The 17,797-nt window shown below is 58.5% G+C and carries 10 protein-coding genes and 4 pseudogenes; 11 read left to right on the forward strand and 3 right to left on the reverse strand.

Going from position 1 to position 17,797, the window contains the following annotated elements:
• Positions 1-8 precede the first annotated feature (8 nt).
• Entirely contained in the window at positions 9-188 is a 180-nt protein-coding gene (locus FJ425_RS17900) for a hypothetical protein (RefSeq protein WP_064993346.1), read from the reverse strand.
• 393 nt (positions 189-581) lie between these two features.
• On the opposite strand from FJ425_RS17900, the gene FJ425_RS17905 reads away from it, so the two are divergent.
• The 3 genes from FJ425_RS17905 to FJ425_RS17915 all read left to right on the forward strand — a co-directional run bounded on the left by FJ425_RS17905 (position 582) and on the right by FJ425_RS17915 (position 5,708).
• The gene (locus tag FJ425_RS17905; protein ID WP_140698301.1) at positions 582-3,356 is read left to right on the forward strand and encodes a caspase family protein; all 2,775 of its coding nucleotides are present in this window, start codon (positions 582-584) and stop codon (positions 3,354-3,356) included.
• A gap of 115 nt (positions 3,357-3,471) precedes the next feature.
• Positions 3,472-4,518, forward strand: coding sequence for a hypothetical protein (locus FJ425_RS17910; RefSeq protein WP_064993349.1), 1,047 nt, complete (start codon positions 3,472-3,474; stop codon positions 4,516-4,518).
• A gap of 731 nt (positions 4,519-5,249) precedes the next feature.
• Entirely contained in the window at positions 5,250-5,708 is a 459-nt protein-coding gene (locus FJ425_RS17915; protein ID WP_064993350.1) for a MucR family transcriptional regulator, read from the forward strand.
• Between the two features lie 123 nt (positions 5,709-5,831).
• Here the strand turns inward: FJ425_RS17915 and FJ425_RS17920 are convergent, their stop codons facing one another.
• Positions 5,832-7,652 carry a phospholipase D-like domain-containing protein gene (locus FJ425_RS17920; protein ID WP_064993351.1) on the reverse strand — a complete coding sequence of 607 codons (1,821 nt, stop codon included), beginning with the start codon at positions 7,650-7,652 and terminating at the stop codon, positions 5,832-5,834.
• A 126-nt stretch (positions 7,653-7,778) separates the two neighbouring features.
• Here FJ425_RS17920 and FJ425_RS17925 point away from each other — a divergent pair, with 126 nt between their 5' ends.
• From FJ425_RS17925 to tdh, 6 genes and pseudogenes are all read left to right on the forward strand, one after another.
• The gene (locus FJ425_RS17925) at positions 7,779-8,609 is read left to right on the forward strand and encodes a hypothetical protein (protein ID WP_198327536.1); all 831 of its coding nucleotides are present in this window, start codon (positions 7,779-7,781) and stop codon (positions 8,607-8,609) included.
• Positions 8,610-8,693: 84 nt separating this feature from the next.
• A pseudogene (glyA, locus tag FJ425_RS17930) lies at positions 8,694-9,356 on the forward strand (serine hydroxymethyltransferase); the annotation flags it as partial.
• A 54-nt stretch (positions 9,357-9,410) separates the two neighbouring features.
• Positions 9,411-10,587 (forward strand): annotated as a pseudogene (gene metK / locus FJ425_RS17935) (methionine adenosyltransferase).
• 109 nt (positions 10,588-10,696) lie between these two features.
• Positions 10,697-11,689, forward strand: coding sequence for an adenosine kinase (locus tag FJ425_RS17940; protein ID WP_086081358.1), 993 nt, complete (start codon positions 10,697-10,699; stop codon positions 11,687-11,689).
• A 74-nt stretch (positions 11,690-11,763) separates the two neighbouring features.
• Positions 11,764-12,210, forward strand: a pseudogene (locus FJ425_RS17945) (5-methyltetrahydropteroyltriglutamate--homocysteine S-methyltransferase); the annotation flags it as partial.
• Positions 12,211-12,861: 651 nt separating this feature from the next.
• Positions 12,862-13,896 (forward strand): L-threonine 3-dehydrogenase, encoded by a 1,035-nt coding sequence (tdh, locus tag FJ425_RS17950; RefSeq protein WP_086081359.1) that lies wholly within the window; start codon positions 12,862-12,864, stop codon positions 13,894-13,896.
• Positions 13,897-14,120: 224 nt separating this feature from the next.
• Here tdh and FJ425_RS17955 read toward each other — a convergent pair.
• Positions 14,121-15,122: pseudogene (locus FJ425_RS17955) on the reverse strand (cytochrome-c peroxidase).
• Between the two features lie 551 nt (positions 15,123-15,673).
• On the opposite strand from FJ425_RS17955, the gene FJ425_RS17960 reads away from it, so the two are divergent.
• A complete protein-coding gene (locus FJ425_RS17960) occupies positions 15,674-16,141 on the forward strand; it encodes a MucR family transcriptional regulator (protein WP_064994187.1) in 468 nt (155 codons plus the stop codon).
• Between the two features lie 200 nt (positions 16,142-16,341).
• Positions 16,342-17,697 carry an oxygen-independent coproporphyrinogen III oxidase gene (gene hemN, locus FJ425_RS17965; protein WP_064994188.1) on the forward strand — a complete coding sequence of 452 codons (1,356 nt, stop codon included), beginning with the start codon at positions 16,342-16,344 and terminating at the stop codon, positions 17,695-17,697.
• The last annotated feature ends 100 nt before the right edge of the window (positions 17,698-17,797 follow it).

A 17,797-nucleotide genomic window follows, 5' to 3' on the forward strand; every position in this document is an offset into this window, starting at 1 on the left:
GCCAACCGTCAGCTCTGCTCGATCAGGGCCACGCAGTAGGTTGCGTCATAGCCGCAAAGTGTCGCAAGCGGCTTTGAATTGCCCTTTTCGTCGGAAACGCTGACTTCAACCTGCTCTATGGTTACGCCCGGCTTGACCTTGATTGTAGGCTCGCGGTCAGCAGATTCGATGAGAGTAATCTTCGTCATGACTTACGATCCCTCCTCGTGAAGACCCACACCCGCATAGTCTGCCCGAACTGGCGACTTGGCAAGTAAAATCGAGTCGCGCTAATTTCGCGATGCAGAGCCCCGGACGGCTAATGCTTCGTGGATCGTCGAAGATTGTTAGCCGCGGAAGAAATCGGTCACATTGGCTCGGGGTGAGCGAGCCGTTTCCGCGCCAGCGGCCCCCGCAATGACCTTTTGCAGGATTAGCGGGGTCAAGAGCCCGATCTGGAATGCAGTCAATGCTTGCGCCTGACTGCCAAAATTCAACCAAGTGAAAGCGCCGGATACAAATATCATCAGCGCTGTGATAATCCAGTAGAGTGCACTTTTCAGGTATTCTGGAAATCGCGGATTTGTCCTTAGGCCATACCAATGAACAAGCTCAGCGACGAACCCTCCGAAAATACCAACCAGGAAAACGCCGAGCGCAGTGGTCAAAGCTACTCCGCCGCTCATGATCAATCCTCCAGCGATGTGCATCCTTCCGGAAGCGTTTGTAGTATAGCTGCCGATCGCTTTTCCAGCCCTATCTACATGAGTTCACGGTCTCGGCTTCGCTATTCTGTGGAGGGAGCCTCCGCGCTGGCCAATGCGATCGCCGTTCTGGCTTCCAGCGATGCCCCCACAGGGCTTTACGACGAGAACCTTACCCGCAAGTCGCTTGAAGCGATGTTTCGAGAGATTGGCGCGAGTGAAGAAGTCGGAGGCTGCGAACTCATCCTGGTCCTTTCGGGTCATGGTGACCAGAGCACGGACCAGACCTGGTTCTGCACCTATGAGGCTAATCCTGACCAAATAGACCTCACCGGCGCCGGGCTTGCCGATCTTGTCATGCTTGCCAGACCGGCGAAGGTCTCGGCGGTTTTTGACTTTTGCCATGCCGGCGGCGTTGCGAAGGACTTTCGGGCAGCGCTATCGGGTCGACTTGGCGACGACAACATCCTGGTCCTCTCCGGCGCCACTTCGCAGCAATTGGCTTACGAGCACCCTGCTCTCGGCCGAGGCCTGTTCACGATTGCCCTGCACGAAGCGCTCGTAGACAAGCGGCTCTTTGCACTGGCCGCAATGCCCGGGACCGCTACGCAGCCGTCGCCCGGGGGATCGGCGTCGAGCGACCTGGCGCGGCTCTTTGTTTTCGCGAGGGAGCGTACCGAGCAACTTGCCTACCTCTTCGCCGGCGGTCGCAGGCAGTCGCCGGAGCTTTGTGGCTCCGGCCATCTTGCGCTCGAATGGTCCGACAAGACCATTGGGCCGCCCTTAGCCCCCGAACCCAGACGAGCCTTGGCTGGAAGGGTACGGCGCGTTTTCGGTTGGAGTGCAGCGCTTGTAGTCGCCATCTGCATGCTCCTGTACTTCCTGCAATATCACATCGCCGTGCAGCCGAACGGCTGGATCGAGGTACGCCCCGGCCCGCCATGGATGTCCTCATTGCTTCCGAGCGCGATGGGATCGGGAGTGCAGTTGGCGATTGCCGCCGACGATCTCGAACCTGCTTCGCCGCGTTGGGACGAGCAACGCATCAAGGCGCGGACAGCCCTGATGCGCGGCGGTGTAGGTGGGCTTGTCAGTCACCCGATAGGCGACCAGGAAAACTGGGAATTCCGGCTATCGTCCGAATTGTCTAAGGACGCCGGTCGACGGCTGCATTTTGTCTCTTCGCGCAGCGGTGTGATTGACGTCTGTGATTCCAAGGACGTCAAGCGCGACCGATTGTGGGATTACCAGTTTGCGCTCGAAGCTGCGCTGCTTGATCGAGCGCGGTCTTGCCCCGCGACATATTTCCTTTTGAACGGTCCAGAAATCGATGATCTCTACAACGTCGACGACGTGCGAACGGTCGCCGACTATGGCCTATCGGAGCTTTCCGATCAGGCTGTGCGGACTTACCTCGCCGGGCTTGCCCTGGCTTTTGGTGAGCTCCGGGACGAGGACGCGCGGCGACGCTCGTTGGAGGCCGCTATCCTGTTGACCTCCGTTCGGGCAGAACGCGACGTTGTCAGACCATCGGACTGGCTCGCCTTTCTACGGTTCGTCGAGGATGTGGCGGGAAGTCCCAAACTCACCTTGGCGCCGAACGCCGCGGTCTTTCCACGCTTGGCCAGGTGCGCGGCGAGTTGGTGCGAGCTTTCGACAAAAATCGTCGAATACTTCGCTGCTGGCCCGCAAGCGTCGGGCATGGGCAACGGAGCCGGAATGATGATGTGGTTGATGGCAAAGGACTCCGAAAGACAAGCCGCAGAGGGCTCCGCCACCAGCTCCTGGTCACTTCCACCAATATTGCTGCTCGCCCGCCGCGGCGAACTTAACGGACGTGATCTCGATCTGATCATTCGGCGATACGGCTTGCTCGTTATCAACCACGACATGTTCTGGGTGGACCCGACCTGGTTGCCACGTTTCGCGCGCGTGCTTCCGCTAAGCGAGGAGTGGAGCACACCGTTGTGGGGTTGTGTACTTGGCACGTCTGGTAAAAATTCGTCCTGCTTGCCGATTGATGCCAGCCTTGCTGCGCGCGTGCTAGCGGCTCAAGGTCGCTTCCTCAGTGCCGAGGCGTTAGCTCAATTGGTCCTTCGACTGGACAACGGCATCAAGCAAGACCGTGATGTCGCGGCATACGCGTCCGAGATGGTAGACCTAGCATGTTGGACGCCCATGCCAGATCGATGGGTTTCAGGGTTGGAAAAAGGCGTTGAGTACGACATTCAGATAGCACCGCCACGCAGCGCCGATCCGCTTACCGGGGTCCAAATCGTTGAGGTGACGGATGTGTCAGTCGCGCAGGCGCTGTCGGCGGCTTTGAGGAGCGATCATGGGAGTTCGCCAGCAACGATCAACCTCCTCGTAAGGTACGCCTCCAACCACTTCTCTTACGCAGGCCTTGATGTCCTTTATCGCGCGCTGGCGCACAAACTGCGACCGACGGGCGACCCAAGCGGATTCGACCTTGTGCGCTCGCTCCAGGACTTCGCACCGGACGCACAAGCAAGAGCGGTCCTTTTGCGGGCCCTGTCAATTACAAGACCGCGCAGTCTGCTTACCGACGCGCGCATCGCGGATGGATCGGTCTTCTGGCGTCTCGATGCGGTTCTTGCCGCGCGCCGCCAACTTGGCGACTACCAATTTGAAGAAGACCAATATTGCGAGTAGCAACGGCGACGATTTTGGCCGCGCGCCAGCCGAAGGAGCTTCATCCCATAGGGATCTGGCTCGCCCCGGTTTCTCCCAGTCAAAGCGATAATGCATCAGTCATAAGGAACAACGAATGCCATTGCTCTTCTGCAACATTGCATGGATGAACCACTATGCCGGCAGGGATCCGAACGATCCTCCGAAAGGCGGCGGCGGGTTTCCAGTTCTGGAAGGCTTTTGCGGTGAGGAGTTGAACTTCGTTGCCTGTGAAGATGGGTATGTCTACGGCCACTTCGAAACCATCAAGGGCGAAGAGGATCGGCAGGTCAACATCCAGCGCCTTGGGGCCGGTCCCGAGGACGACTTCCTCGATGGCGTCGATATAGTCTGGACGGCTCCGACACAGGGGAGCGATCCGCGCTGTGTGGTCGGTTGGTACCGAAACGCGCGCATCTACCGTCATCGACAAAAATTCAACGGCCAATTCCCATCGGTGCGGCACGTGGAGGATGAAATCACCAGCTTCCGTGTCAAGGCCAGGATCAAGGACGTCAGGCTGTTGCCTTCATCGGAACGACGCATGAAGCTTGAGCGAGGTCCCGGTTGGAGCGGCCAGGTCAGTTGGTGGTACGCGGAAGATACGAAAAACCGCAATGCGCGCGATTTTGTCCGGTCTGTCAGAAAACTTCTTGAGGGCGAGCGTGAAACTAGGCGCCCGTCGTCGGCAACCCGCAGAAAACGACGAGCTGGGGAAGCTGCATCCAATGCGTATTCGCGTTATGTGGAAAAATATGAAGCCGTGGTCCATCCCCGCCACAACAGATTGCAAAGACGGTTCGAAGCCTATCTTAAGGATCGGTTTCCTGGCGTGACCTTCCCGGCCACCTTCTGCGACGACTTAAGGTACGTAGCTGACAAGCGAGATGAGGTCATGGTTGAGATCAAACCAACCGAACCGTCGACCCTTAGGTTCGCGATTCGAACAGCCATTGGGCAACTTCTTGACTATCGGCAGCACCAGCGGTGGAACGGCAAACAGTTGATAGTTGTAGAGACTGAAGTGACGAACGCTGATGATCGAGCGCTGGCGTTCGACAACGGTTTCGGCCTAGCGTGGCCGATCAAGGATGGCGGTTTCGCATTTGCTTGGCCACCCAAGCGTCGGCAGGCTGTCATTTAATCAGCAAGGTTCACGCCGGGGACACTGCCAGCCGCATTTTGGAGTGTGCCGGCGCGGCGACAAGCTGGTTCACGTTTATCACCCCAAACGCAGCAAAAGCGATATCGGGCAAGATGCGAAGGGTTTGTCCAGAAAGAGGCCAGACACGCTGCTTATGCCAAACTCATGGATGCCATCTTGGCGCCAAAGCGGTTGTCATCTCTGGGCAAGCAATCCCAAGCGCCTGCCAAAGCGCCGACGTCAGCGCGGGGTCATCAACGGAACCGCGCTTTCGTCGAGGGACAATGGCGTACAAGACGGAAGCACCGAAATGACCGCGATAGCGACCAAAGGCAGTGCGGTGCTGGAGAAAGTTCGTGACCCTGAGACGGTTTAACAGGGCGGCCGAAGGAGCATCAGCATAGCGCCGACGCAAGGCGGGATGCGGGACCGACAGCCCCCGGCGAGGGGCGCCAAATGAAACGCCGCCAATGCCGACTCGCCGACCCATCTTTGGTTCGACCGAGCAATTCTACATGTGCGCATCGCTCCCATTGGCTTCTGCAAATGACCGCGCTGCTTTCACCAACCATCACACAGCCTGCGCGCACAAGTACGGCAGAGGCCGACTAGGTCGGCCTTAGGGGATAGACCGCACCTTTAGGAGGTTCTGGCTGCCGCGATTGGCGCGCGCTCAAACTTGCACTACATATTCACCCTTGGGCAATTGCGTATCATCAGGAGAATATATTTTGAGCGAGGAAAAAGAAGCTGAGCAAGCCGATCTGGTCGGACTGACCGCGGATATCGTCTCGGCATACGTTGCCAAAAATGCCCTGCCAGTGACCGGTCTCCCAGATCTCATCAGTCTAGTTCATTCGACACTGTCGGGCATCGGTCATCCAACGGCAGCCCAAGAGCCGATCGCGCAGCCTGCGGTCAATCCAAAGAGATCGGTGACGCCTGACTTCATCATTTGCTTGGAGGATGGGAAAAAGTTCAAGTCGCTGAAGCGCCACCTCAGTGTTCATTACGGGCTGACGCCTGAGCAATACCGTGAAAAGTGGGGGCTGGCGCGAGAGTACCCGATGGTCGCGCCGAATTACGCGGCCCAACGCTCTGCATTGGCAAAGTCCAGCGGGCTTGGGCGGAAGCCGGGGGCCAAGGCGACGCAAAAGGCAACGACCAAGCGAACATCACCGCGCCGTTAGCGCTACGCGAACGGTCTTGATAGGCCGCAACGAAAATTTTGCGGCCCGCGGGACCAATCGCTTCAGAAGGTGCGCAGACGTGCAGGTGGCGCTCGCCTGGTGAACGCTTGGGCCCATTTCAGGTCAAATCACAGGCAGCTTCTTTTCGCCCTTGAATATGTCGTGATCGTCCGGTGCCGCCTGGCTCCAACTTGCGTCCGGATCGGCGAAGAACATTTGTCGCTTGTGACACTTGGCATTGTCGTCGGCATAGTAGGCGATGAGCCATTTGCCCGATGGATCAAGTATCCCAACCTTGGCTTCGCCACCCAACTTTTCGATCTTGTTGATGATGTCGCGAGAGTAGAAGTGGCGAAATATCCGGTCAAACTCTGTCAGGTAGATATCAGCGACCCGGGTGTCGCCGCGGATCAACAGCATGTTCTCGTCATTTGCGGTAAGGGAGCCTCCGGAAAAATTCGCCGATCCTGTGCAGATCAGCGGATCCTGAGATAGAGGATCGATCAGCAGGAATTTGGTGTGGATGAAAAAGACGAATCCATCGCCGCTCTGGCGTTCCAGTTCCTCATCGAGAAACCAACTTTCGATCTTGAAATGAGGTATCGGCACGATCTTGGTGACTTTTTTTCCCGTGGCGCTACGCCCAGTCCGCTCTTCAACTTCCATCTTCTCTTTGCCAAGGATGGCGCCGTACGAGAATTGCAGATCGGCTGGATTCTCCTGCTGTGCCTTTTCGATTGCCTCGGTCGGAGGCCGCTCGAGCAAAATGAACCGCATCGACGGCCCTTTCGCGGCCATGGGCGCCAGAATCTTGGGATCGACGGAAAAGGCACCCGTAAACATGGAGGACGTTTTTGCGTCCGCGATACGCGCGCCGTACCAATCGAGCATTCGCGTGCTGGTGCGCGGTGAAAACACAAGCGTGACGCCAGGACCGACAAGATTGGCTGGGTTGGGGGTCAGACCGACAGCTGCAACCGTTGCGTGGTCGTCATCGGGATCGCTGGTGAGACCGGTCCAGAATTTAAAATAGGTTTTTGCAACCCCGGCATCGGTCACCTTATGTCCGACGTTCGTCTGCCCCAGAAAGCCGGAGGGCGTGAAGTTGGTCGAGCCTGTCCAGACCGAGACAGGGTCGGTCCCGCCAGCAAGACGCACGATGAACTTGTTGTGGGGGATTTTGGTTTTCGTGCGCCGAAACAGTATCGTGCGGTTGCCAACCTTCTCCGCTAGCCCAGCCAGTTCTGCGTTCGCGTTGTTGACCTTTGTGTCGTGGAACACTATGCGTACGTCGACGCCACGGTCGATAGCAGCCTTCAACTCCTTCGCGAAGCGCAAATATGTGAACTCATAGGCCGCCACGCGCAGCCCATCGCCCGCGGGTGTCTCCCGAATATGGGCGATACACGCTTCAAGCAGGCCGCGCGACAACCACGCGACCTCCTTGTTTTCCGGATCGTTATACTCGTCGTCGCCGAGCGCCTTGTTGCCGAACTTTTCGGCGAAGGCCTGGCTGGCGATGGCACCACGATTGAACCAGATACCATGTCTGCCGTCGTCTTCTGCCTCGGTGGTAATGTCGATACTTGCGGTATGGCGGGCTTCAAGCGCACCCGGCTCGCCGAACATGGCCGAGACTTCAAATTCATATCTGGTCTGCGGATTGGCCTGATAGTCGCTCCACATAAAGCTTTGAATCGGATGCTCGTTCGTGAAGAACCGCGGTATCTTGCCATCCTCCGCAGCCTTGACGCCCTGCGGGAACAGCTTCTCGAATATCTTCAGTCCTGTCAGCCACGACCATTCACCACCATTGACGCGGCGTCGAAACGCGAAGCCTCTCAACCCCCGCGCATCCGCCTTGGACAGATCCAGCGCCAGCAACACGACGCGTGTCCCCGCAATGGCGTGCACTTTCAACTTGCCGTTATCGGATGCCCCCATTTTCCGCATTCTTCCCTCCTCATGGCAATGCTGAACGGGATTATCTCTCCCAAACCATGACATTGAATTTCAAGTTCTGAATGGAATCAATCATGCTTATGGCAAAAATTTGTGGCATGTGACCACATGTTAGTTAGCCAGATACTTGATGGCGCAGAATATGGCGACACTACAGCGGGCTCACACTTCAACGTCAGCAATAATTGCCGCCGCTCGGCATGGGTGGTGGCGGGCAAATTTTCATTGCGGTTGCGCCGAAACAGGTTTGTGCGTGCGATTGCCGGTTCTTTCCGGAAGGAACGACGATCGATGAAGGCACAGATTCAGGCCAACTATGAAGAGCGCCTCGGGCGCTATGCCGCGCTTGTCCATGGGAACAACCCACCGGGTCTGGTGATCAAGCTGGCAACGTATTCGTCCCTATTGAAACAATGCGAAGAGCACGGGGACAGGCTCTGGCGAATAGAACCACTACTTTACCAGATCATGCGCTCGATCGAAGTCGATCTCCATCTTGCCACTGCCAAGCTGCTTGAAAGTCCAAGGCGCAGCGACCGCAGCTTATTCAGGTTCCTCGAGTTTTGCCTCGACAACCAGATGCACATCGCCTGGAAATCGGGGACACCATCTCCAAGCCTGATCAAGGAACAGCTCAATGAGCTGGAAGCCCACAGGACGACGATTGCGATGATCATGGGCCGGCGGGACAAGTTCTTCGCGCATCTCGATAAGCGCTATTTCAGTGATCCGAATGCCATCTACGCCGACTACCCCTTGGACGAGTCCGCTGTAGTCGCTCTGGTGAATTGCGTGATCGGCATCATTTCATATCACCAACGAAACCTTGATGGTGCCATGGCCTTCCATGTCGGTGAGTTCTACCAGATCGCAGTCGAAAATATCGTGCGCAATCTCGAAGCTGGGCGAAAAGTGAATTTTCCGGGCCAGTTGGACTGAGAGCGATCGGCTCGACGCCAATGACGCCTGGGGCGGATTTCAAGAAGGCGCTCAAAATCATGACATTCGGAAAAGTACCGCACCTATCCGCGTATCTTTGACTACGAGGCAATGGCCAAAATTGCTTCGGAGGTGAACTCCTACCTGGTGGCCGACATCGCCCACATCAGCGGCCTCGTTGTCGCAGGAGTGCACCCCAATCCTGTAGGCCATTGCGATGTGGTCACCAGCACCTCTCACAAATCGATACGCGGTCCCCGCGGTGGCTTCATACTGTCAAGGAATGAAGACCGCTATCAGGCACTCTATCATTCCAAGAGCAAACACAATCTGGCCAAACGCATAGACCGTGCCGTGTTCCCTCTCCTGCAGGGCGGACCGCACATGAATACGATTGCAGCGCTAGCTGTCGCTCTGCACGAAGCAGGGAATCCGTCGTTCCGAGTGTACGGTCAGCAGATCGTCAACAACGCCAAGGCTCTGGCCCAGGCGCTTCTGGAGCGAGGTTATGAACTCGTCACGGGGGGCACTGACAATCACATGCTGATCCTTGATCTACGGGACCGGCCGCTGTCCGGGAAAGCCTATGCCGAGCGCTTGTCGCAAGCAGGTATCATCACGAATTTCAACATGGTGCCGGGCGACCGGCGGCATCCCGCGCTCACCAGCGGCATTCGGTTAGGCACGCCAGCAGTGACGGCCGACTTCTGCGCTGCGTTCGACGTACCTGGCATCTCCGACAGATAAGATGGCCGGATCAGCTGTCACATTTAATTCCAACGTTTGAAGCGAGGATATTCCATGACCAGACAATTCGTGTTCTCCTCCGAATCCGTCGGCGCGGGACATCCCGACAAGATGGCCGACAATATCTCAGATGGCGTCCTCGATGCGATTCTTCGCAAGGATCCTCAGGCTCGCGTTGCTTGTGAAGCGTTGGTGAAGTCAGGGATGGTCGTTCTGGCTGGCGAGATCACCAGCCACGCGCAGATCGACTACAGCCAAGTTGCCCGCGATATCATTTTGGACATTGGATATGACGACGATGCGATCGGCTTTGACGGGCCGTCGTTGCGCGGTGATCTTGGCCCTGACCGAGCAGTCGCCTGACATCAGCCAGGGGGTCGACGAGGGACGAGGGCAGGATCTCGAGCAGGGAGCGGGAGATCAGGGCCTCATGTTCGGGTACGCATGCAACGAGACCGAAACATTAATGCCTTTGCCAATCCAACTTGCTCACGATTTGACGAAAAAACAGGCAGAGGTGCGCCAAACTGGACGCCTTGGCTGGCTCCGCCCGGACGTTAAATCTCAGGTGTCCGTCCGCTATGAAGGTTTGCGACCGGTAGCGCTCGATACCATAGTCCTGTCGACGCAGCATGATGATGAGGTCTCACAGGCCACCGTCCGCGAAGGCGTCATTGAGGAGATCATAAGGCCGGTCTTGCCCCATGACCTGGATACGACGGGAATAAGGTTCCTGGTCAATCCAACCGGCCGGTTCGTGGTCGGCGGGCCGCGAGGCGATTGCGGGCTTACCGGCCGCAAGATCATCGTCGATTCCTACGGCGGCATGGGGCGTCACGGCGGCGGTGCCTTTTCGGGCAAGGACCCGTCCAAGGTTGATCGGTCGGCCGCCTATGCCGCGCGGTACGTCGCAAAAAACGTCGTTGCCAGCGGACTTGCGGAGGTGTGCGAGGTTCAGCTTGCTTACGCGATCGGTGTGGCCGCACCGGTCTCAGTCCTCATCAATACATTCGGAATCGCAAAGATTGATGAAAAACGGATCGAACGCGCCGTCCTTGAGCTTTTCGATCTCCGGCCGAAAGGCATCATCAAGGCGCTGGATCTCTTACGGCCGATTTACCGCAAGACCGCGACATACGGACACTTCGGCCGCGAAGAGCCGGAGTTCACCTGGGAAAAGACGGACAGAGCTGACGACCTGTCGCGTGAGGCAGGACCCGCAGCTGCTTGATGCGTCGGTATTGGATCCTTTCGGCAAAGGACGACCCATTCCACACTCGAAAGAAACACCCCGGGCCGGCGTGGCAAGAAGCCGGCTCGGGTTTTTGGCGGAGATTTTGATGCCGGATTATGACGTGCTTTGCATCGGCAATGCCATTGTCGACATCATTGCCCAGTGCGACGAGGAATTCCTGGAGACCAACGGCATCATCAAGGGCGCGATGAACCTCATCGACACCCACCGCGCCGAACTGCTCTACAGCCGCATGGGCCCGGCGATCGAAGCCTCCGGCGGCAGCGCCGGCAACACGGCGGCCGGCGTCGCCAGCTTTGGCGGCCGCGCCGCCTTCTTCGGCAAGGTCTCCAACGATGCGCTGGGCGAAATCTACGCGCACGACATCCATGCACAGGGCGTCGCCTTCGACACCACGCCGCTCAAGGGCGAGCCGCCGACGGCGCGGTCGATGATCTTCGTCACCCCTGACGGCGAGCGTTCGATGAACACCTATCTCGGCGCCTGCGTCGAGCTTGGGCCGGAGGATGTCGAGGCCGATAAGGCTTCTGGCGCCAAGGTCACCTATTTCGAAGGCTATCTGTGGGACCCGCCGCGCGCCAAGGAAGCGATCCGCCAGACGGCGAAGCTGGCGCACGCGGCAGGCCGCGAAGTGTCGATGACGCTGTCGGATTCGTTCTGCGTCGACCGCTACCGCGACGAATTCCTCGAGCTGATGCGTTCGGGCACGGTCGACATCGTCTTTGCCAACAGCCACGAGATCAAATCGCTCTACCAGACATCCTCGTTCGACGAGGCGCTGGCGCAGATCCGCAAGGATTGCCAGATCGCCGCCGTGACCCGCTCGGAAAAAGGCTCCGTGATCGTGCGCGGCGACGAGACGGTGGTGATCAAGGCGACCGCCATCAAGGAACTGGTCGACACGACGGGCGCCGGCGATCTCTATGCCGCCGGCTTCCTGCATGGCTACACGCAAGGCCGCGACCTGCAGACCTGCGGCGACCTTGGCTCACTGGCGGCCGGCTTGGTGATCCAGCAGATCGGCCCCAGGCCTCGGCAGAATCTGTGCCGCGAGGCTGAGCAGGCGGGGTTGTTGTAGGGGGCATATCGGCAAGGTGCTGCCGGGCATCTCCCCCTCAAGGGACCCTCAAGGGGGGAGATCGGCTGTACCTATGGAAACATTATCTCGGCTGGGCTGTCGAATGCTTCGGCCTCGCTTCTACCGGCGTGGAGGACGCGACCCAAATTCACAGCATATGTGCTACTCGGAGTTCAATGATCATCGATTCTATCGCTGAACTGGACGCGGACGTCATCTCGATCGAGACGTCGCGCTCCAAAATGGAACTGCTAGACGCCTTCACGAAGTCCTAATATCCGAACGAAATCGGTCCTGGCGTCTACGACATTCACTCACCACGTGTCCCAGAAGTCGGCGAGATTTTGCATCTCGCCCAACTTGCCCGCGAGCGACTGTCGGATAGCCAACTGTGGGTCAATCCGGACTGTGGTCTCAAAACAAGGAAATGGGAGGAGATCCGCCCTGCCCTCATCAACATGGTCGCTGCAGCAGGGGCGCTGCGGGAGAAGGCCCAGGCGCAGGCCGCTGGGTCCCTGTGACGGCAAATATGTGACCAGCGGGCTTCGCGGATAATTTGAGGCAGAAAGGACGCCATCGAGAAGCCGCGCGCAGGTCGGTAGACACGAGGGGGGCTCGGCATTGTCGTCCAGCCGAAGGCCCGCTGGACGACTGAGCGGCGGGGCTATCTGGGAAGCCGCTTCTGGTCAGAGGACGGATGATCTAGAGCACGAGGTGGGAGAAGGCGGCTTCGTCCATGAGCTTCTGGCTCTGACACAGCCAGCGGTCAGCAGACACTTCACCGAGGGGCACGTTTGCGGATGCCGCCTGTGCGTCCGCACTATTGAGATATCGCGGTGAGATCGACCATCGAGAGCATCGTGTAGAGTGATTGCGCCGCATGTGGCGGACATCGACAACATAGCCCGAGCCGCAAGCTACTCTCATTCCTCATCGTTTGAATTGAAACTTCGCTGCATCTGGCGCGGCGCTTGCTCGGTTTCCGCTGAGGTTCGCTGGAACTGGATCTTCACGCGCCGCTCGCGGTGGAGTGTTGCTTCGACACCATGGCAGCCTCGACATACCCATCGGTCCAGAAATCTCAGCTGTGCTCTCCGAACCCCACCTTTCCGTTGTGCGGCTACCAGAGGAGAGGCGAGAGTGGAATCAAACCAAGGTGTAAGGAGCATCTGATGTCGAACATGATGAAGGCGCTGGTGAAAGCCAAGGCCGAACCGGGCATCTGGATGGAAGAGGTGCCGGTGCCGGAGATCGGCCCCAACGACGTGCTGATCAAGATCAAAAAGACGGCGATCTGCGGCACAGACGTGCATATCTACAATTGGGACCAGTGGGCGCAAAAGACGGTGCCGGTGCCGATGGTTACCGGCCATGAATTCGTCGGCACCGTCGCCGATTTCGGCGCGGCGGTCACCGAATACAAGCTCGGCCAGCGCGTGTCGGGCGAAGGCCACACCGTCTGCGGTCATTGTCGCAACTGCCGTGCCGGGCGAGGGCATCTCTGCCGCAATACGCTCGGCGTCGGCGTCAACCGGCCGGGTGCCTTCGGCGAGTATCTGGCGATCCCGCAGCACAATGTCGTGCCGATCCCCGATGATGTGCCCTACGAGATCGCCGCGATCTTCGATCCGCTGGGCAATGCCGTTCACACCGCTTTGTCATTCGATCTGGTCGGCGAGGACGTGCTGGTCACCGGCGCCGGGCCGATCGGCATCATGGGCGCGCTCGTCGCCCAATGCGTCGGCGCGCGAAAAGTGGTCATCACCGACATCAATCCGGTGCGGCTGGCGCTTGCCAAAAAACTCGGCGTCCAGCATGTCGTGGATGCTTCGAAGGAAAAGCTGCGCGATGTCATGCCGGCACTCGGCATGACCGAGGGTTTTGATGTCGGCCTCGAAATGTCGGGCGCAGCCCCCGCCTTCCGCGACATGATCGACACCATGAACAATGGTGGCAAGATCGCCATTCTGGGCATCGCGCCGACCGGCTTCGAGATCGACTGGAACAAGGTCATCTTCAAGATGCTGCATCTCAAGGGCATCTACGGCCGCGAGATGTTCGAGACCTGGTACAAGATGATCGCGCTTGTGCAGGGCCCGCTGGATGTTTCCGGCCTGATCACCCACCGCATCGGAATCGACGATTTTCAGGCCGGCTTCGATGCGATGCGCAGCGGTAGTTCGGGCAAGGTGGTGATGGACTGGTGAGGCGATTGGCCGGCCTAATGCTGACGGACAGCGCCCTGGCCTGCCGAAGATCTCCAAGAGCGGGAGCATGGCTGGTGCAAAACCATGGCTCCTGCCATCAACGTGCGACGCTCAATCGCGCCGCGACCTATCACGGCCCAATCGGACGGCAGCGCCTGTGGCAATTCGCCAGATGGGTCAAGGAACGCTCACTGGCTCCGACGCGATCACCTGTTTCGCAATGCCTAGGATCGAGGTCGAGGTGTTGTGGGCGTTTCAGTTGGCAAGACGGGATTTGTGATCTCCGGTCGCTTTCCGGTCACCGAATGAAGGTAGGCACCGATCCGATCGATTTCGATTTGCGCTAGCTCTTGGCCAAGCTGGGTGGTGCCCATGATGGCGACCGCCTCGCTCAGGTCCCAGACCTTGTCCGAATGAAAGTATACCGCGGTGATTGCTACGTTGCGCAGCGATGGCACGCGGAAAACATAGGATCATCTGGTACATTGGTGACGGCAAATCGTCCCTTGTCGTTCTCCGGCAGGATGTCGGCGCCAGGCTACTCTACGAGGCCGAATGGATAATAGCCTTCCCCACCGGAATGGCAGGAGGAGCAGTCCTTTTCCATAAAAAGGGCCAAGCCCTGTTTCGCTTCGGGATCAATGGGGGTGTCATCGCCATTGAGGTAGGCGTCGAAGGGGGCCGGCGCGACCAGTGTCGCCTCGTAGGCTGCGAGTGCAATGGCCACGTTTTCGAGGGTGATGGGATCGGCTTGCTCCGGGAAAGCAGATTGGAACAACTCCACATATTGCGGCATCGATTTGAACGTCTCGACCACTCGATGCGGTGTGTTGGCCATTTCGACACCGGCCTGTATCGGCCCTTTGGCCTGAGCTTTCAGGTCTTCGGCGCGACCGTCCCAAAAATGTGATTTGTTGAAGACAGAGTTAAACACCGTCGGCGCGTCGCGCTGCCCCTTCTGCCAACCATGGCCAATCGAAGTTTCACGATTGTCGTCGCCCCGGTGGCCAGGTTGTGGCACGAAGTGCAGGAGAAAACGCCTGGGGACGAGAGGCGTGGATCGAAGTACAGCGCCTTGCCGAGGGCAACCTTCTCCGGTGTGCTTGGGTTGTTGGTGACTGCCAGTATGGATGGCAAGGGCTTGAAGATGGCCAGTGCCGTTTCCCTGAGGTCTGGCGGAAGGGACTGCTCAGCAAAGCTGTGGCCGCCACAAGCGCAACAGCCACCGCCAGGCAATAGAATTTTCATAGATAGAGTCCGACTATGTGCACGGAAACCATTCTCCACATGCGGCCTGCGAACGCCCTGCGCTAGATCCGTGGATCAAGGGAATGGTGCCTGTCGACCAAGATGATCGAGCGGCGAAAATAGTGACTGCGATTTATCCCCGACGGCCCCCGATACCAACAGTGGCGGGCGCGCAATCGCTATTTGTTCGCTGAGGGCTTGGTCGGTTCTGTTGCCTGTCGCCCCACGCTGGCGCAACGCCGACCTGTTTCGTACGCGCAAGGTCTTCCAGGTGCACGGCTCTTGGTGCTTACAATTTTTCTGCGTCGTCCTCTCGCAACTCAACCGACAAGATCGCGACTGAACGGCGGATACCGGGCGCTTATGGACGGCGATTTCCGAGGAGATCAGCGTCGCGACAGCTTGTAACTGGCGCTATAGACCTCGATGTTGGACGAGCACCGAACAATCCTGTCGCGAGATTTGTTGCGTTCGTCGGAAATCATCACTAGAAGGCCACGCTCCGCAGACCAATCCACTGGAGAGTTTCATGCCAGAAGAAGACTTCGAAAACGCCAACAACCTCATCGACCTTACCGCGGATGTTGTCTCAGCCTATGTTTCCAACAATCCCGTCCCGGTGGGGGAGTTGCCTGCCCTGATCGGCCAAGTGCACGAAGCTTTGAAACGCACGGCGGCCGGTCGCGTCTCCGCACAAGAGCCGACGGCGTTGACGCCGGCCGTCCCGATCAGAAAATCGGTGACGCCGGACTACATTATTTCCCTTGAGGACGGCAAGAAATTCAAATCGCTAAAGCGCCATCTGTCGACCCATTACGGGCTGACACCCGATGAATATCGCGCCAAATGGGGTCTGCCGGCGGACTATCCCATGGTCGCGCCGAACTATGCGGCTGCGCGCTCTGCCCTGGCCAAGACAATGGGACTTGGGCGCAAACCGAAAGAGCCTGAAGTCTCGGCGCCCGAGAAGCGGTCTAGAAAGAAGGTACCAGCGTGACTTCCTCAATCCAGACCCGTTGAGGGGCTGGCAGCTCGATCGGCATGATGCGAGCGAAACATAGAAAGGCGGGATCAAATCCCGCCTTTTCCTTGCAGGGCGTGATTACACGCGCGAAGCGGAATGGAATTGACATAGCGCAGGGACACAGGAGACCGCGGCGGTAAAAGGACCAACTTTTCAGCTTGGGACGGAAACTGTTGCAGACCTCTATCCTGAAAGAATATCGCGAGGCTCTCCTGCCTTGGTACACCATCTATCCGACTGTGCCGGAGTTCACCGCCACCGTCAGGCCCGAAAGCTATCAGGAATGGCTAAGAGGTCTGCCGGCTGACGATCCGGTGTCTCTCTATCTCCACATTCCGTTCTGCCGATCGATTTGCTGGTATTGCGGCTTCCCAACCACGATTGCCCGCAATCAGGGTCCGATCCTCGATTATCTGGCCGTTCTGCGTGACGAGATCCGTTTGGTCTGGCAGCAAGTGCAGCAGGGGCTCGTCGTGAACGACGTGCATTTCGGCGGTGGAACCCCGACCCTGATCGGAGCAGCGGAGTTCTTGGCCATGATCCAACTCCTGCGCCGCCGCTTCGCGTTCAGGGAGTCCGCGACAATCGCCGTCGAAATTGACCCGCGCACCTTCACGGCCGAGATTGCCGAAGCAATGGGAGCAGCCAATGTGAGCCGCGCGAGTCTCGGAGTGCAGAGCTTTGATCCGATTGTTCAAAAAGCGATAAACCGCGTCCAGAGCGAGGCGCAGACGGCCGCTGCCGTCGAAGAGCTGCGCCGGCATGGGGTAAGCGGCATCAACGTCGATCTCATTTTCGGTCTTCCGAATCAGACAGTAGAGTCCTGCGTCCAGACTGCGGCGGCAACTGTCGCCATGCGCCCCAACCGGCTTGCGGTGTTCGGCTACGCGCACATTCCATCGGTGATAAAGAATCAGCGCCTGATCGAGACGACTGCGCTGCCGGACAGCGTCGCCCGCGCCGAACAGGCTGCGGCCGTGGCCGAGACGCTGGTCGCCGCCGGCTACCAAGAGATCGGCCTCGACCATTTCGCCTTGCCGGACGACGAACTTACGCTGGCGCAGACCAGTGGTCGGCTACGGCGTAACTCGCTGGGTTACTCGGCCGACACCTGCAAAACCCTGATCGGTTTCGGCGCGTCGGCTATCGGGCGGGTCGGCGAGGGTTACGTCCAGAACGAGGTAACACGTGAGTCCTACAGCCGGCACATAGCAGCTGGCCGTTTGGCGACGTCAAAAGGCTACCGGCTCACAGACGACGACCGCGTGCGAGCCGTGATCATAGAGCGGCTGATGTGCGATTTGCGGGCCGATGTGCCGGCAATTTGTGCGGCCTTTGGATTCGATCCAACTCGCCTTCTCGATTCGGCTGCTGAACGCTTGGCGAAGCTGGCTGAGGATGGGATAGTGGACATTGAAAACGGTTTCATCCGGGTGCGGCAGGAGCATCGTTTCGTAGTTCGCGCTGTTGCTGCCGCATTCGATGCTTTTCTCGACCGGGTTGTTCCACAGCACAGCCAATCAGCGTGAGGTGCCAAAGCGATAAGCTCGTGCCGAACGGCAAGCTCCTAAAACCGCCGCAGGCCCCGGTCACGGCGCCCCCTGCGCGGATTGAAGTGTTTGACGGTCC

It is taken from the genome of Mesorhizobium sp. B2-7-2 (assembly GCF_006440775.1).
Lineage (GTDB): Bacteria > Pseudomonadota > Alphaproteobacteria > Rhizobiales > Rhizobiaceae > Mesorhizobium.

What these genes read in the sequence shown, in the direction of transcription:
- FJ425_RS17940 (WP_086081358.1), top strand. Translation starts at nt 10,697, where the DNA reads ATGCCGGATTATGACGTGCTTTGCATCGGCAATGCCATTGTCGACATC.
- FJ425_RS17905 (WP_140698301.1), top strand. Translation starts at nt 582, where the DNA reads ATGAACAAGCTCAGCGACGAACCCTCCGAAAATACCAACCAGGAAAAC.
- FJ425_RS17920 (WP_064993351.1), bottom strand. Translation starts at nt 7,652, where the DNA reads ATGGGGGCATCCGATAACGGCAAGTTGAAAGTGCACGCCATTGCGGGG.
- FJ425_RS17925 (WP_198327536.1), top strand. Translation starts at nt 7,779, where the DNA reads ATGTTAGTTAGCCAGATACTTGATGGCGCAGAATATGGCGACACTACA.
- FJ425_RS17900 (WP_064993346.1), bottom strand. Translation starts at nt 188, where the DNA reads ATGACGAAGATTACTCTCATCGAATCTGCTGACCGCGAGCCTACAATC.
- FJ425_RS17960 (WP_064994187.1), top strand. Translation starts at nt 15,674, where the DNA reads ATGCCAGAAGAAGACTTCGAAAACGCCAACAACCTCATCGACCTTACC.
- FJ425_RS17910 (WP_064993349.1), top strand. Translation starts at nt 3,472, where the DNA reads ATGCCATTGCTCTTCTGCAACATTGCATGGATGAACCACTATGCCGGC.
- tdh (WP_086081359.1), top strand. Translation starts at nt 12,862, where the DNA reads ATGTCGAACATGATGAAGGCGCTGGTGAAAGCCAAGGCCGAACCGGGC.